Genomic DNA, 15,020 nt, shown 5'->3' on the forward strand with positions numbered 1-15,020 from the left:
GCGGGCGTCCGAGTGTGATCTGGCGGCGTGACCCGAGAAGGGACCGCCGGCTCCGGTCGGAGGTTCGACCGCGTGTATTATCGCGGACGGGAAATGATCTGCCAAGCAGTGAATCGTTTGAGTGCCTTTTCACTTCTTCCCTGGGACCGCGGACGTCTCGTCCGCTTCGGAGGCACCCATCACACTGGTAATTTGCATGCTCTCAGACGTGCTCTCCGCGAAGTCGGCGGGATGCCCGCGGTCCCAGGGAGAACTCCGAGTTCCGATTTTGCGGGCACATCGCATATCTTTTCGTCCACTACTGCACCTGCGGACATACTTCGCCGCTACCCGGGCCGCGACGATGGGAGCGTACCATTGTTCCTGTTCCTGGTTCGCGATTCCGAGGGGGAAGCACACCATGTTTGAAGTTCGCAAAGCGAAGCGGCAGCGCCGGCCGCTGAAAATCTCACTCGAAGGGCTGAGCGGCTCGGGGAAGACGTTCACGGCCCTCCGGCTCGCGTTCGCGCTCAAGCGCGCGGGGATCGGCAAGAAGATCGTCATCGCCGATTCGGAGAACGAGTCCGCCGGCCTCTACGACGGCGTGCAGATGGACGGCGAGAAGTGGGAGTACGAGGTGTGCCCCATCCCGCACGAGAAACAGCACCCGGCCGGCTACGCGGAGTGCTACGAGTACCTCGTCGGCGCCGGGTTCGATATCGTCATCTTCGACTCGCTCTCGCACGCCTGGCACGGCGCGATGGAACAAGTGGACGCATTCGCCCGCGCCAACAAGGGCGACAAGTTCGGCGGGTGGGCGAAGATCACCCCCGAGCAGCGGAAGATGCTCACCACACTCACCGACCCGCGCGCGCACTGTATCGCGACCATGCGCGTGAAGAGCGAGTACGAGCGCGTCGATGACAACGGGAAGGCCAAAATCAAGAAGGTCGGGATGAAGACCGACCAGCGCGAGAATACCGAGTACGAATTCGACGCAGTGATTCGCTTGGAAGTCGAGAACCACGCGGCACGAGTCGAGAAGGTCCGCGGGTGTACCGCGATGGACGGCAAGACGTGCGACCACCCCGGCCCGACGTTCTGGAAGCCGCTGTTCGACTGGTGGCTCTCGGCCGAACCGGTCGACGCGATTTCGCCCGAGGACCAGCAACGCCAGCGGCTCAACGCGGCCAAGACGCTCACGGACCTGGCAACGGTGTGGGGCGCGATTCCCAAGGGACTTCAAGCCCGGCTCGCGGACGACAAGGATCGGCGCAAAGCCGTGCTAATGACAAAGATGAAGGCCGGCGGTGCAACTACAGCGACCGCGACGGTGGGCGCGAAGGCGCTGCCGGGGTTACCGGACGATGACGACGTGTTGTTCCCGACCGGATCGCGCTCCGGGATGCCGGACTGATTGCCGACCGGGTTGAATGATGAATTTCTGCGGGTGTGTGCGGTGCGCCGAACGAACCGGGCTCCGGGCGCTCCCGCTTATCTGTTTTTTGGGCTCCCCTGTACGGGAGATCTCGACTTTATCCCAGCGACTTGATGAGCACCTGCGAGTTGCGCCGGTTCTGGTCGTACTTCTCCCGGCGCGCGGGTGGGAGGTCGTCGGGCGTGCCGAGCTTGTAGCCGCCCTTCTGGATGAAATAATTGATCGCCTGTGTCGAGAGGCAGAACAGGTTCGCGATCCCCCGCGAACGGGCCACGCCCTCGGTGAAGTGAATCAGTTTCGCCCCGATACCCTTGTTCTCGTACCGGGCGTCGACGAAGACGCTCGCCAGTTCCGCCATGTTCTGTTCGGGGTACACGTGCAGGGCCGCGCACGCGACCGCGTTCCGGTCCACCTCGAAGACGAAGTAATCGCCGATGACCTTTTCGAGTTCGCCCCGCGTGCGCTTCACGAGTTCATCGTTCTGCGTGCCCTGTTGAATCAGCGAGTACACCGCGCGCACGTCCTTTTTCTGGGCCGCGCGGATCGCTTGGTACTCGTTCGCGTAGATCAGCGTGCCGATGCCCTCGTTCGAGAACACTTCGCCGAGCAACCCCTCCTGCTCGCGGCCGTCGATGATGTGAACGCGCTCGACGCCCTCCTTGCAGGCCCGGAGCGCGTGCGTCAGTTTGGTGACGGCTCCCGGTTGGAGTTCGGTGCGGCTCCGCTTGAGGAACGTGTCCGCTTCCTGCACGGTCATCTGACGGATCACGCCCTTCGCGTCGGACACGCCGCCCTCGGTGTTGAGGTACACGAGTTTCACCGCGCGCAGGGATTTCGCGATTTCCACAGCGACCGCGTCGGAATTCAGCCGATACGAGGCCCCGGCGCCGTCGATGCCGATGGGCGGGATCACGGGAACGATGTCGCGCTCGAGGAGCGTTTGGAGCAGTTCCGTATCGACGCGCTCGACGCGCCCGGTGAACAGGTGATCGACCCCACCGAGGATGCCGGCCGGGTGCGCGACCACGGCGTTGGGGCACGCGGCCCGCAGGTCGTTCGCGGACAGCCCCTCCAGAATCTCGTGCGTGACGCGGTTGGCCGCGCTAATGGCGACGTTCAGCGTTTCGCGGTTCGTGATCCCGGTGCCGTCCACGTCCGACGGGGTCATCTTGATGAGGTCCGCGTACCGCCTCACCTGGTGCGCCGCGCCGTGAACGAGCGCGACGCGGATGCTCAAACTGCGCAACAGCGCGATATCGAGCAACAGGTTCGGGAAGTTATCGTCTTCGACGACGGCGCCGTCGATCGCGATGACAAACACCCGGTCGCGGAACCGGGGCACGTAGCGGAGAATTTCGCGGAAATGGGTCAGGCGTTCGTGCATTGCGCTCGGGATTGTCGGGTGTCGGAGGTATCGGAAAAGGAACCGCCAATGTTAGGTCGATGCGACACCTATCGGGCCGATGCGTCGCAGCCATCTAGAATAGCAAGACCGCCGAGTGTGTGGGTACAAACCCAGGTGCGCGGCCAATACCCGAAATACTCGTCATACCCGAGAACGTCATGCCCGAAAACGTCATCATCATCGGCTCCGGCCCGGCCGCGTGGACGGCGGCCATTTACGCCGCCCGCGCGAACCTCAACCCGCTCGTGTTCGAGGGGAACCCTTACGACAAGAAGAACCAGGAAAACGGGACGCTTCCGCTCGGGCAACTCGCACTTACGACGGAAGTGGAGAACTTCCCCACGTGGCCCGCGGGCGATACGCGGCAATACCTGAAAACCGCCCTGAAGGAAGACGATCAGCCGTACTGGGTGACGGCCAACAAGGAGCAACCGACGCACGGCATCAACGGGCCGGAACTGGTCGCCCTGGCCCGGCAACAAGCGCGGAACGTCGGCACCCGCGTCGAATCGAAGGACGTGGTGAAGGTCGATCTGAAGAACAAGCCGTTCACGGTCACGCTACACGATGGGAAAACGGCCCAGGCACACACGCTCATCATCGCGACCGGGGCACGGGCGAACTACCTCGGGCTGCCGAGCGAGGACAAGTACAAGAACCGGGGCGTGTCCGCGTGCGCGGTGTGCGACGGCGCGCTCCCGCGGTTCAAGAACCAGCCGATCGTGGTCGTTGGTGGTGGTGACACCGCCGTGGAAGAGGCCGGGTACCTCACGAAGTTCGCCAGCAGCGTTCACCTGCTCGTTCGGCGCGACGTGCTCCGCGCGAGCAAGATCATGGCCGACCGTGCCGAGTCGAACTCGAAGATCGGGATCAAGTGGCACACGGAAGTGGAAGAAGTGATCGGCGACGACAAAAAGGGCGTGACCGCTGTGCGGGTGAAGAACAACAAGACCGGGGAAAAGGAAGAACTTTCCGCGAGCGGCCTGTTCCTGGCGATCGGCCACACGCCGAACATCGGGTTCCTGGACGGCCAGTTGGAACTGAACGCGGGCGGTTACATTCAGTGGACGACGCTGGCCCGCACCTACACGAGCGTGGAAGGCGTGTTCGCGGCCGGGGACGTGGCCGATGACTACTACCGCCAAGCGGTCAGTGCCGCCGGCACCGGGTGCATGGCCGCACTCGACGCCGAGCGCTACCTGGGCCACCACGGGCTGATTTAAGAGCGCGGTCGAGTTGCGTGGCCTTTTTGACGAGCCGCGACCGCCAGGGAGCGGGTAGCGGCTTCCCAAACATCAGGCGTGTGACCCGCGAGTGGTTGGTCCTAGTCAAGCCCGAGCACTGAAACGAAGGCGCGGCATTTCCCAGCTTTCGTGGCACAGGCCTCTGGCCTGTGAAGTCACTCACACAGGCCAGAGGCCTGTGCGAACACAAATACCCGAGCCAAAACTCCGCTCGCGGAACGAGCGGACCCAAAGAGTTCCGTCATCACGAACGAGCTGAGAGCCAGCCCGCGCAGACTTGTGCAAACTGCTTCTCAGTCAGACAATTGGCTGAACCGGGTGATTTCGCCCACGTCCGAATTTTCTGAGCATAAGTAGAAATGGTGCCCCGCTTAGCAGCAAGGCGGCGCCCGCAGGTGCGGGCGCATGAACCACACTTCCGCCACTCACCTGCACACCATCGCCGTTGCCCAGCCCGTTAACCACAACTGTTTGGTCGAGGTTGTAACCGCTCGATGTTGACGGGAACGATCCGCTCGACGTTCCTGAACTTTGGCCCGGGGGCAGGGAAATTTCGGGCGTTGATCCTCCACCCGAACCGCTCCCGCTGGTGGTAGATGTAACAAGTGATACCGTGCCCGAAGTGGAGTAGCCGGGGATTAAATCCCGGTTCAACTGGCTGTACACGTCGTAAGTCCCAAGTCCGCTACCCGGCAGGCTATACGTGTCCGAGAGCGTGATCGTCAGCGGACCACTGGGGTTATCTCCAATGACCTGAAGATCCGAGAGGTCGATCCCGGATCGGTGCCCCCCGCTCCCGCTTCCACCACCACTCCCGCTCCCAGACTTGGAACGAGCTTGAAGCTGGATCTGGTAACCGCTCACGGTGCCAGCGAACGTCACTTCGTGACCAGTCGGGTTCATATCCCCTGCACCGCCGTCGATCGCAACAACCGAACCGTTGATCGTAATCATGAACGCGGCTTCGGCTCCCGTGTGAGTCAAAAGAACCACGCACGAAGCGGCCAGGAAAACGCTGAGATTTTTGAGATAATGCATATTCGTCATTGTGGTGCTCTCCGGGTTGACAGAGAGGTCGGGGAACAGCGTTCCAGGGGCGCGGGTCATTGACCCGCACCTCGGAGGTTTTTGCTCAAATCCGGCACGCGATCGCACTTCCGTAGCCCGGGCTAACGCCCCGGCCACGAAGGGCAGTAACGTGCGTAAACCGCAGCAAGTCCGCGACTGAGAGCCAGACGCGGACCCCAAAATAAACCCGAATACAAACGGGTTTAGAAGGCGGGACGGCCCCACTATAACGGGTCGAGGTCGCAAGAGGTGTGCCGGCCCCAGAGCACCGGCAATTTTCTGTCAAGCGTTTACTGTCAGGCGGGAACTATTGAGCGTTCTTCGGTCGGATCAGAATCGGGGCGGCTCTTTTCGCACCAGCTCGTTGGAATAATCGAGGCTATCGAGTGTACCGGCGTCGGTCCAATATCCGTCCAAACTAAAGCACCCCATGCGGCCCTGTTTGATGTAGTGGTTGTTGACGTCCGTGATTTCCAACTCGTTACGCCGGCTCGGTTTGAGCGTCTTGATGAGGTTGAACACGTCCGGCGGGTAAATGTAGATGCCCACCACCGCGAAATCGCTCTTGGGGTTCTCCGGCTTCTCTTCGATCCCCATCACCTGATCGCCCTTCAGTTCGGCCACACCGTAACGGCCGGGGTCCGGCACCTGCTTCAGGCCGATCCACGCCCAGTCCGGGCGGCTGTTCGCCTTCTCCAAGAGCGGAATGAGCGAGTCGCGGAAGATGTTGTCGCCGAGCAGCACGAGCGACCGGCTGCCCATGCAGAAGTGCTCCGCCAAGCCCAGAGCTTGTGCGATGCCACCGGCCTCGTCCTGAACGCGGTACGTGAGCCGGCAATTGTGGTCGCGCCCGGACCCGAGCAGTTCCACGAAGTCGCCCATGTGCTCGGTGCCCGACACGAGCAGGATCTCCTGCACCCCGGCCCCGGTGAGCTTCTTCAGTGGGTGGTACACCATCGGCCACGCGCCGACCGGGAGCAAGTGCTTGTTCGTTACGCGCGTCAGCTCGCCCATGCGGGTGCCTTTGCCGCCCGCCAGAATTACGCGAATGGACATGGGGCCTCCGGCGAACGGCCGGTGTAAGCCGGCCGGTGAAACGAACACGCGCTCCGCGCTGCCCGTTCACCGGCCGGTTTACACCGGCCGTTCGCCCGTTAGAGTTTGCTGCCGTACTGTTTCTCGTAGTAGCTCATGTAGTCTTTGTTCTTGATCGTCGCGACCCAGGCCGCGTTCGTCTGGTACCACGCGATTGTTTCCGCCAGGCCCGCGTCGAAGCTCACTTGGGGGGCCCAGCCGAGTTCGCGCTCGGCCTTCGCGCAGTCGATCGCGTAGCGCCGATCGTGACCGAGGCGGTCTTCCACGTACCGGATGAGCGACTCGGGCTTGCCGAGCAAACGGATCAGTAATTTCGTCAGTTCGAGGTTCGGCATCTCGCACCGGCCGCCGAAGTTGTACACCTCGCCGGGTCTTCCGTTCCGCCACGCGGCTTCGACCCCGCGGCAGTGGTCGAGCACGTGAATCCAGTCGCGGACCTGCTGGCCGTCGCCGTACACCGGTACCGGGATGTCGTTGAGCAGGTTCGTCACGAACAGCGGAATGAGTTTTTCGGGGAACTGGTACGGGCCGTAGTTGTTCGAGCACCGGGTGATGACCGCCGGCAGCCCGAACGTGTGCTGGTACGCTTGCACCAGGAGGTCGGCGCCGGCCTTACTCGCGGAGTACGGGCTGTTCGGGTGCAGCGGCGTTTCTTCCGTGAAGAAGCCCGTTGCGCCGAGGCTCCCGTACACTTCGTCCGTGGAAACCTGAACGTACTTGTTCACCTTAAATTCGCGGGCCGCGTCGAGAAGGATCTGGGTGCCGATCACGTTCGTGCGCACGAACGGCCCGCTGTCCTGAATGCTGCGATCGACGTGACTTTCCGCCGCGAAGTGAATGATGTCCGTCACCCCGCGCTGCAGCGCCGCGCGCACGTGGTCGCGGTCGGTGACGTCGCCCTTGATGAACGTGTACCGCGGGTGGCCGGCGAGGTCGGCGAGGTTGGCCAAGTTGCCGGCGTAGGTGAGCGCATCGAAGTTGACGACCGCAACGGTCGGGTCCGTCGCGAGCAAGTGGCGCACGAAGTTCGAGCCGATGAACCCCGCCCCGCCGGTGACCAAAACTGTTGGCATGAAACCCCCTTCAGGCGACACATCCGCCTGAAGGGGTTGTAAGTCATTCCGCGGCTCGCGTCAAACCGGGACGGCCTCGATCAAGCTGTGCGGCCCCTCGGTGGGGGCGACGTGCGCGAGCTTGAAGCCCGCCCCCGCGAGCAGTTCGCGGTACTCCGGCTCGGTGCGCTCTTTGCCGTCGCACACCACCATCATTTCCAGATCGAGGACGTGCGCGAAGTGCGGCGGGAAGCCCGGCGGCACCACGAGTTCCATGAGGAGCAGTTTGCCCGTTGCGGGGATCGCGGCGCGAACGCACGTGAGGATCTGCGTCGCTTTCGCGTCGTTCCAGTCGTGGATAATGTGCTTCAAAACGTAGAGGTCACCGCCCGCGGGCACCGCCTTGAAAAAGTCCCCGCCCTCCGCGCGGCACCGGTCGGCCAACCCCGCCGCCTTGATCGGCTCGTGCGCGCCCGCTACCACTTGGGGCGCATCGAACACGATCCCGCGGGCCTTCGCGTTCGCGCCCAAAATGGCGCACAGAATCGCCCCGTGCCCGCCGCCGACATCGACGATCGTGTTGAACGGGGCGAAGTCATATGCCTTCAACATCGCGGCGGCCGCTTGCTGCGAAAACCCGGTCATGCCCGCGTTGAACGTCGCGGCTTCGTCCGGGTGCTTACCGAAGTAATCGAAGACGCCCTCGCCGAACACGCGATCGAACGCGGGTTCGCCGCTCCGCACGCTCCCCGCGAGATCGCCCCACGGTTTCCAGCTCCACGGATCGCACACATAGGTCGCGATGGCCCGCATCGAACCGGGAACGTCGGACCGCAGCAGTTCGCCCACGGGCGTGAGCGCGAACCGTCCGCCGTCGTCACCTTTGAGCACGCCCAACCCGGCCAGCGCGCGGAGTACGCGGTAAAGGTGCTTCGCGTTCAAACCGGCAGCATTCGCGAGTTCGGCGGCAGTTTTCGGCCCGGTGGCCATTTGGTCGGCGAGATTGAACCGCGCTACGACGGATACGGCTTGCGTGACCGCTTTACCGAACACCATTTGCATCAACACCATCTGCGGCGGAAGCGGTTCCGCTTGGGGAGCCGGTGACGTCATCGAAATACGTTCCTGTTGGAGAAAATGCCGGGCAATCGACCCGGCGAGAGTCCATTCGGTGGGCGAACCGCCCCGGATTCTACTCACGCCACAAAACGGAATCATGGTGCTTTTGAAATCGCTGTGAAATGCCTTGGAAAAGCGGGTAATTCGCATCACTTCGATGTGTCGAGTTGAACATCGGACAGTGCGAGAGTTGCTGCTATTTGTTCTTGAGTTTCAGAGCGTCACTGCGTGTTAGGAGGATTTCACCGCAGAGGGCGCGGAGAGCGCAGAGAAGTAGCCGAGTGGCTGTGATTGGTTCGGCCCCGCGCCCTCGTGCTCTCTGCGGTGAAATCTTCTTACCGCGACGCACGGGTGCTGGGTTGTTGATCTGGCGTTCGGCAAGGAATAGCAGGGCGTGAGAAAAAAAGAACAGCGCCGGCGGGGTCCACGCACCGGCGCTGTGTCGCACGTCCCCTTTACGCGCGTAAGATCAAAAATATCTCCCGCCGCGAATTGTTGCAATGATTGCTGTGCGTTTTTGCGACTGATTCGCGACAATTTCGTCGGCTCGCCCGCACCGGCCTGTGGTTGGGTGCCCGTGAGGGCTGCCTTTTGCCAGAAAATCCCTGACCCGTTTACGTCACTCGTTCGCCTTACGCCACTTTTCCCACTTCACGAACGCGGCTTTTCGGGCCGCGTCGTCCGGGAAGTAGTGCCGCGTGTACGAGAAGGAGAGCTTGTCGGCCGACGAGGAGGTGCCAAAGCGGTCAACGAAGCCGTAGTCGCTGAGTCTCTGTTCGGTGAGAAGAATCGAGACGGCCAGCGCGAGATCGCGGACCTGAACTTCGTAAGTCACGGATTCGAGACCGTCGACCGATGTAGCCGTGCGAACGGTGTACACCGTCAACGTGTCGCTCATCGCCTTGTTTAACAGTGGAATGTGCTTCCGGGTGCCGAGCGCGGCGAAACTGGTCGCCCCGCGCCCGCGGGAACTGGGGTTGATGGCGGACGTGGTGAGCAGCCGGGCCGCGAGGCCGCACGCCTGGTCGGTGAGGTCGAGGTTCTGGGCGATGTTCAGGGCCTGAGACATTTCGCGCGATTCGTCCCGCGAATCGAGCCACGCGACCACGACCGCCCGGTACACGCGGCCCTTCGGGTCCGCTCCCCGGGCCGCGCGGGTGAACCCCGATTCGGACATCAGCGAGCTAACAGAGCCCCTTCGCAGCAGCATGTACTGCGACCCCACACAGCTCTCGGCGAATAGCAGCGCGGTGACGTCTTCGAGCGTCGGTTCCCGAGCCTCCCCGTCGGTCCGCACGGATCGCATGTTGAATAGATCTTGCCGGCGCCACACGACGAGGTCGGCGAGTTCGGTGCGCGAACCGTCCACCGCGAGCAGCAGGCGCCGATTGGCCGCAGTGGAAACGAGTTCGGTGAACACGCGGCGCGCGGCTGCGTCGAGTTCCCGGTCCGACCACACGCTGAGCCCGAAGAACGCCCATTCGCTCCCGACGACCGCGCGAAACGTCTTCCATGCGGGCAGGTCGTGTTCGTATTCGCCCTTCGTATCGGCCAGAAACGTGTCGAGTTGCGCCCTAGTGTCCAGCGTGACGGCGTGGGGAAGGAGTTGCCTGCACCGGAACCGAATTTCTGCGTCGGGATTGGTCGTCGCACCAGCAAATAGCGCCGCGCGGGCGAGCCGGCCGAGGTCCGCGAGTTGCTGTTCGGCGTCCTCGCGCTCGTCGAAGTCTTCGCTCCCCAACTGGCGCACGAGCGCCCGGGCTTTCACCTGAATCTCGGGCACAACGGCGAGGTCGGCCGGGTTCGGCGAGGCCGCACCCGCGAACCCGACAGCGAGGAACGCACACGCGAACGCGAGTCCGAAGCAGCGCATGGCTCATCCGTGTGGCAGCAAGGGAGCGACGCCATCTTCTCCCATTGTGCGCGGTCGGCGCCGGGGACACAACCGCCAGTGCGCTTGAGTGTGATGCGCTAAACGACCGGCAGTGGCCCACCGGCGGATACCGGCACCGGCGCTTTTGCGGGCTCGATCGTACCGAGGACGCCGTCGAGAATCGTGAGTGCCGTATCCACCTGGGCGGCGGAGATGCACAGCGGCGGGCAGAAGCGGAGCGCCGTTTCGCCGCACCCGAGGAGGAGCAGCCCGCGCTCGAACGCGGTCTGGATCACCTTCTCGCGCGTGGTACCCGACGGGAGGTCGGCCGCAGTCATGAGGCCCAGCCCGCGCACGTTGGTTAGACCGGCGTGTTTTTTGGAAAGTTCGCGCAGTCCGGCCCGGAGTTGCTCTCCACGGACGGTCGCGTTCGCCATGTATTCGCGTTCGAGTAGCTCGATGCTCGCGAGCGCGGCCCGGCAGCTCACGGGGTTCCCGCCGAACGTGCTCGCGTGACTGCCCGGGGGCCAGTCCATGACCTCGGCCTTCGCAATGATCGCCCCCAGCGGCATCCCGGACGCGATGCCCTTCGCGGAGCAGATGATGTCCGGTTCCACGCCGTAATGCTCCACCGCGAACATCTTCCCGGTGCGGCCCATCCCCGATTGCACCTCATCAACCACGAGCAAAATGCCGTGCTTGTCGCACAGCTCACGCAACGCGGGGAGGCACCCCTGCGGGATGGGGTGGTAGCCGCCTTCGCCCTGGATCGGCTCGACGAAGATCGCCGCGACTTCTTCCGGCGGGCAGGTCCGTTTGAAGATCGTGTCTTCGATGTTCGCGATGAGCCGGCACTTGCTGGCACAGGTTCCACCCTCGGGACAGGTGCGCGGGAAATCGACGTGGTGGATGTCCGGCACGAGCGGCGAGAAGCCGCGTCGGTGAACGAGTTTCGAGCCGGAGAGCGACATCGCCCCGTAAGTGCGGCCGTGGAACGCCCCGAAGAACGCGACCACGCGGTTCCGCTCCGTGTGCCAGCGGGCGAGCTTCAGCGCGCCCTCAATCGCTTCCGCGCCGCTGTTCGCGAAGAACACTTTTTTGGGGCTGGGGCCGGGGGCGATCTTCGCGAGCTTCTCGGCGAGGTCGATTTGTGGGCGGTAGTAAAAATCCGTGCCGCTCATGTGGAGCAGTTTCGCGGCCTGGTCCTGAATGGCCGCCACGACCTCCGGGTGACAGTGCCCGGTGTTCGTGACCGCGATGCCCGCGGTGAAATCGAGGAACAGGTTGCCGTCCACGTCCCGGATCACCGCCCCGCTCCCCGCGTCGACGAACAGCGGGTACATCGGCGTGTACGACGGCGACACGTACAACTTGTCGCGCGCGAGCATCTCCGAGCCGTTCGGTCCCGGGAGCGGCGTGCGAATATCGGGCACCGGAAGGTGGTCGAACTGGAACATGGAGAAGTCTCCAGAAAGCCGCACGGAAAAAGACAGAAGAGCCGCAGATAACGCGGATGAAGGCACGATCGGACAAAAACGATTCAGAAGAACTTTGACAGGATAACGGAACGAGTGGACCAATTTCTTTTAATCCCGTTGATTCTGTTAATCCTGCCGAAACGTTATTCTCTGATCCGCGTTCATCTGCGTTGATCCGCGGCTGTACTTCGTTTTCAATTTCACGCCGGGCCGCTGTCGATCGCAGTCGTTAGTCCCTGGGCCATCTTGATGTCGGTGCCGTGGTTCACGGTCCACGCGGTTTTGTGCGTGACGGCTTCGATGAGCGCTGAGGCCGACGGGTGGCCATTGCCGCTCTTTTTCACGCCGCCGAACGGCAGGTGAACTTCCGCGCCGATCGACGGCAGGTTCACGTAGCCCATGCCGTACTCGCACTCGTCGCGGAAGAACCGCATTCGCCGGTAACTCTCGGTGATGACCGCCATCGAGAGGCCGTATTCCGTGTCGTTGTAAATCCGCGCCGCGTCCTCGTCGGTTTTGAACGGGATCAGAGCGACGTGCGGGCCGAACACCTCCTCGTGCGTGACGCGGAGGTTCGGCCTCGCATCGGTGCGGTACACGAACGGCGCCAGGAAGCACCCGTTCACGCTCTCCGGTTTGTCGGGCGCGAGCAGCACCTCTACGCCCTCGGACTTCGCGAGCGCGTTGTAACTCAAGACCTTTTCGACGCCCTTGCGGTTCACGAGCGGCCCCGCAAAGTTCTTCGGGTCGAGCGGGTCGCCGAAGCGCAGTCGTTTCGCGGTGTCCACGAACGCTTTCGCGTAGCGGTCCATGAGCGACTCGTGGACGATGATGCGGCTCGCGGAGACGCACCGCTGACCGGTGGTTTTGAACGCGCTGAGGATGCCCGCATTCACGGCCAGATCGAACCGCGCATCGTCACACACGATGACCGCGTTCTTCCCGCCCATTTCGGCCGCGACGATGCGGTCCGGGAGGGCCGCCGAGAGTTCCTGAATGCGCCGGCCCACCGCGTAGCTGCCCGTGAAGCACACCACGTTCACGTCGGGGTTCTTCACGAGCGCTTCGCCGACCGGTCCACTCCCCTGGATCAAGTTCACGGTTCCACCGGGGAACCCGGCTTCCGCGAACAGTTCGACCAGTCGTTGTGCGATCCCCGGGGTCTCCTCGCTCGGCTTGAACACGCACGTGTTGCCTTCCAGCAAGCTCGGCCCGAGCATCCACAACGGCACCGCGAACGGGAAGTTCCACGGCGTCACCACCGCAACGACGCCCCACGGTTTCCGGCGCGTGAAGGCATCTTTCTCCGCGATCTCGGATGCCACCACTTCGCCGTACACGCCGGTGCGACCCGAGCCGAACACCCACTGCACCATGTGCAGCCCTTCGACCACCTCGGCCCGGCACTCGGTGACGTTTTTGCCGCACTCGCGGGCCATCAGCGTGGCCAAGGCGTCGGTGTCGCGCTTGATGAGTTGCGCCAACCGGTCGAAGCACTCGGCGCGGAGGATGCGCGACGTTCGGCGCCAACCCGGAAAGGAGGCGCGCGCCGCACTCACCGCGGACGCGACCTCTTCCGGCGTCGCGTGCGGGAACGAGCCGACCACTTCGCTGAGGTTCGCCGGGTTCAGGTCCGCGAAGTCGTCTCGCGGCGCGAGCCACTCGCCGCCGACGAACAATCGGCCGGAAACGGGACTGGTCATGGCACTCACTCCCTAACGACGTGACGCTGCATTCTACGCCAACCCGGTACGCGGTTTCCACCCTGTGCTGCGAACGAAAGGGCATTCTTCCTTCGGAGCGAATGATTCGGGCGTTTCTTTAGCCCTCGTGAAGAGTGCCTTTACGTTGGGGCAGGCGGTGCTCTGTGGAATTGATGCGTTTGGCCTTTGGTTTTGTGGCACAGGCCTCTGGCCTGTGGAGGCGCTTACACAGGCCAGAGGCCTGTGCCACGAACACAAACCACCCGCTTCCAACACAGCAACGGGACGAATGCCCGTGTTCCCGCGCCGCGCGTATAATTCATAAATGCGAGACATCGCTGAGGGGACTTCATGCCGGAAACGACCGAATTGATCGTTGGTTCTCAATCGTGGACACTAACGGTGCCGGGCGATCGCGCCGTTACCGTTCGACGCGCAGACGTTACCGCGCCCGCGGGTTCGCCGCAGCAACTCGTTCAGCACGCACTCGAAAAACCGTTTAACTTCGAGCCGCTCCGCCGGGCGCTCACGCCGGACGATCGCGTCGTGATTGTCATTGATCCGCGATTACCGCACCTGACAGAGATGCTCGCCGAAGTGCTTCGGCACGTTGGCAGTGCGGGCATCGCCCCGGCCGCGATCACGGTCGTTTCGCCGCCGAACGCGCCGCAAACGTGGATCGATGAGTTGCCGGACGAGTTCGCGGACGTGACGGCCGAGACGCACGACCCGGCCACCGAGCCGAAGCTCATGTACGTGGCGACCACGAACAGCGGGCGCCGCGTGTACCTGAACCGCTCGGTGGCGGAAGCGGACTTCACCATCGTGCTCGCGGGGCGCCGGTACGACCCGCATGTCGGCTACGCGGGCGCGGAAACGGCTCTTTTCCCGGCCCTCTCGAACGAAGAAACGCGGGCCGCGTTCCTGGGCGAATTCACGTCATCCGCGCCGACCGGGAACCGCGAAACGGAAGCCGCCGAAGTCGTATGGCTGCTCGGCACACCGTTCTTGATTCAAGTGATTGAGGGAGCGGGCGATACGATTCAGGACGTCGTTGCGGGGCTGTTTGATAGCGGGGTAGAAGGCATCCGCCGACAGGATGCCCGCTGGCGCGGCGCGATCGAAGAAGAAGTCGATACAGTGATCGCTTCCGTCAGCGGTGAACCCGGTAACGTGACCTTCTCGGACCTTGCGAAAGCCGCTGCGACCGCGGCCCGCGCGGTGAAGAAGGGCGGGCGTATCGCGCTGCTAACAACTGCCGCGCCAGACCTGGGACCGGGGGCCGAACTGCTCCGCAAACTCGACGGCCCGGCCGGGGCGAAAAAGTTCCTCGCCCGGGAGAAGCCCGAGGATTGGGCCGCGGCCAGCCTGTGGGTGTACGCGGCCAAATCCGCGAGCTTGTTTCTCGCGAGTGGCTACCCCGACGCGGTGGCAGAGGAACTGTTCGCTACGCCGATTCGTACCCAATCAGAAGCGCAGCGGCTCATTGACACGGGCGGCACCGTACTCCTCATCCCGGACGCGCACAAAGCGATGATTACGGTGGGGTAAGCGTGTTCGCTCCGG

At 63.4% G+C, this 15,020-nt stretch carries 11 protein-coding genes; 3 read left to right on the forward strand and 8 right to left on the reverse strand.

The window, feature by feature from the left end; all coding sequences use genetic code 11:
• The first annotated feature begins 400 nt into the window (after positions 1 to 400).
• Positions 401 to 1,396, forward strand: coding sequence for an AAA family ATPase (locus J8F10_RS22095; RefSeq protein ID WP_210657502.1), 996 nt, complete (start codon positions 401 to 403; stop codon positions 1,394 to 1,396).
• A 118-nt stretch (positions 1,397 to 1,514) separates the two neighbouring features.
• Here the strand turns inward: J8F10_RS22095 and argA are convergent, their stop codons facing one another.
• A complete protein-coding gene (gene argA, locus J8F10_RS22100; RefSeq protein WP_210657504.1) occupies positions 1,515 to 2,801 on the reverse strand; it encodes an amino-acid N-acetyltransferase in 1,287 nt (428 codons plus the stop codon).
• A gap of 179 nt (positions 2,802 to 2,980) precedes the next feature.
• Between argA and J8F10_RS22105 the strand changes: the two genes are divergently transcribed.
• On the forward strand, positions 2,981 to 4,045 hold the full coding sequence (locus J8F10_RS22105) for an NAD(P)/FAD-dependent oxidoreductase (RefSeq protein WP_210657506.1): 1,065 nt from the start codon (positions 2,981 to 2,983) through the stop codon (positions 4,043 to 4,045).
• Positions 4,046 to 4,363: 318 nt separating this feature from the next.
• On the opposite strand, the gene J8F10_RS22110 is transcribed toward J8F10_RS22105, so the two are convergent.
• The 7 genes from J8F10_RS22110 to J8F10_RS22140 all read right to left on the reverse strand — a co-directional run bounded on the left by J8F10_RS22110 (position 4,364) and on the right by J8F10_RS22140 (position 13,454).
• Positions 4,364 to 5,173 (reverse strand): hypothetical protein, encoded by an 810-nt coding sequence (locus tag J8F10_RS22110; protein ID WP_210657508.1) that lies wholly within the window; start codon positions 5,171 to 5,173, stop codon positions 4,364 to 4,366.
• Between the two features lie 291 nt (positions 5,174 to 5,464).
• On the reverse strand, positions 5,465 to 6,190 hold the full coding sequence (locus tag J8F10_RS22115; RefSeq protein WP_210657510.1) for a sugar phosphate nucleotidyltransferase: 726 nt from the start codon (positions 6,188 to 6,190) through the stop codon (positions 5,465 to 5,467).
• Positions 6,191 to 6,288: 98 nt separating this feature from the next.
• A complete protein-coding gene (gene rfbB, locus J8F10_RS22120; protein ID WP_210657512.1) occupies positions 6,289 to 7,302 on the reverse strand; it encodes a dTDP-glucose 4,6-dehydratase in 1,014 nt (337 codons plus the stop codon).
• Between the two features lie 60 nt (positions 7,303 to 7,362).
• Positions 7,363 to 8,394 (reverse strand): methyltransferase, encoded by a 1,032-nt coding sequence (locus tag J8F10_RS22125; protein ID WP_210657514.1) that lies wholly within the window; start codon positions 8,392 to 8,394, stop codon positions 7,363 to 7,365.
• Between the two features lie 625 nt (positions 8,395 to 9,019).
• Entirely contained in the window at positions 9,020 to 10,273 is a 1,254-nt protein-coding gene (locus tag J8F10_RS22130; RefSeq protein ID WP_210657516.1) for a hypothetical protein, read from the reverse strand.
• A 98-nt stretch (positions 10,274 to 10,371) separates the two neighbouring features.
• On the reverse strand, positions 10,372 to 11,730 hold the full coding sequence (locus J8F10_RS22135; protein WP_210657518.1) for an acetyl ornithine aminotransferase family protein: 1,359 nt from the start codon (positions 11,728 to 11,730) through the stop codon (positions 10,372 to 10,374).
• A gap of 221 nt (positions 11,731 to 11,951) precedes the next feature.
• Positions 11,952 to 13,454 carry an aldehyde dehydrogenase family protein gene (locus J8F10_RS22140; RefSeq protein ID WP_210657520.1) on the reverse strand — a complete coding sequence of 501 codons (1,503 nt, stop codon included), beginning with the start codon at positions 13,452 to 13,454 and terminating at the stop codon, positions 11,952 to 11,954.
• A 351-nt stretch (positions 13,455 to 13,805) separates the two neighbouring features.
• Between J8F10_RS22140 and J8F10_RS22145 the strand changes: the two genes are divergently transcribed.
• A complete protein-coding gene (locus J8F10_RS22145; protein WP_210657522.1) occupies positions 13,806 to 15,005 on the forward strand; it encodes a lactate racemase domain-containing protein in 1,200 nt (399 codons plus the stop codon).
• Positions 15,006 to 15,020 lie beyond the last annotated feature (15 nt).

The sequence above is a fragment of the Gemmata palustris genome, assembly GCF_017939745.1.
Classification (GTDB): domain Bacteria; phylum Planctomycetota; class Planctomycetia; order Gemmatales; family Gemmataceae; genus Gemmata; species Gemmata palustris.

Bases quoted from the DNA above. Each gene is read 5' to 3' on its own strand.
- J8F10_RS22135 (WP_210657518.1), bottom strand. From the start codon at position 11,730: ATGTTCCAGTTCGACCACCTTCCGGTGCCCGATATTCGCACGCCGCTC.
- J8F10_RS22105 (WP_210657506.1), top strand. From the start codon at position 2,981: ATGCCCGAAAACGTCATCATCATCGGCTCCGGCCCGGCCGCGTGGACG.
- J8F10_RS22145 (WP_210657522.1), top strand. From the start codon at position 13,806: ATGCCGGAAACGACCGAATTGATCGTTGGTTCTCAATCGTGGACACTA.
- J8F10_RS22095 (WP_210657502.1), top strand. From the start codon at position 401: ATGTTTGAAGTTCGCAAAGCGAAGCGGCAGCGCCGGCCGCTGAAAATC.
- J8F10_RS22125 (WP_210657514.1), bottom strand. From the start codon at position 8,394: ATGACGTCACCGGCTCCCCAAGCGGAACCGCTTCCGCCGCAGATGGTG.
- rfbB (WP_210657512.1), bottom strand. From the start codon at position 7,302: ATGCCAACAGTTTTGGTCACCGGCGGGGCGGGGTTCATCGGCTCGAAC.
- J8F10_RS22115 (WP_210657510.1), bottom strand. From the start codon at position 6,190: ATGTCCATTCGCGTAATTCTGGCGGGCGGCAAAGGCACCCGCATGGGC.
- J8F10_RS22140 (WP_210657520.1), bottom strand. From the start codon at position 13,454: ATGACCAGTCCCGTTTCCGGCCGATTGTTCGTCGGCGGCGAGTGGCTC.
- J8F10_RS22130 (WP_210657516.1), bottom strand. From the start codon at position 10,273: ATGCGCTGCTTCGGACTCGCGTTCGCGTGTGCGTTCCTCGCTGTCGGG.
- argA (WP_210657504.1), bottom strand. From the start codon at position 2,801: ATGCACGAACGCCTGACCCATTTCCGCGAAATTCTCCGCTACGTGCCC.
- J8F10_RS22110 (WP_210657508.1), bottom strand. From the start codon at position 5,173: ATGACCCGCGCCCCTGGAACGCTGTTCCCCGACCTCTCTGTCAACCCG.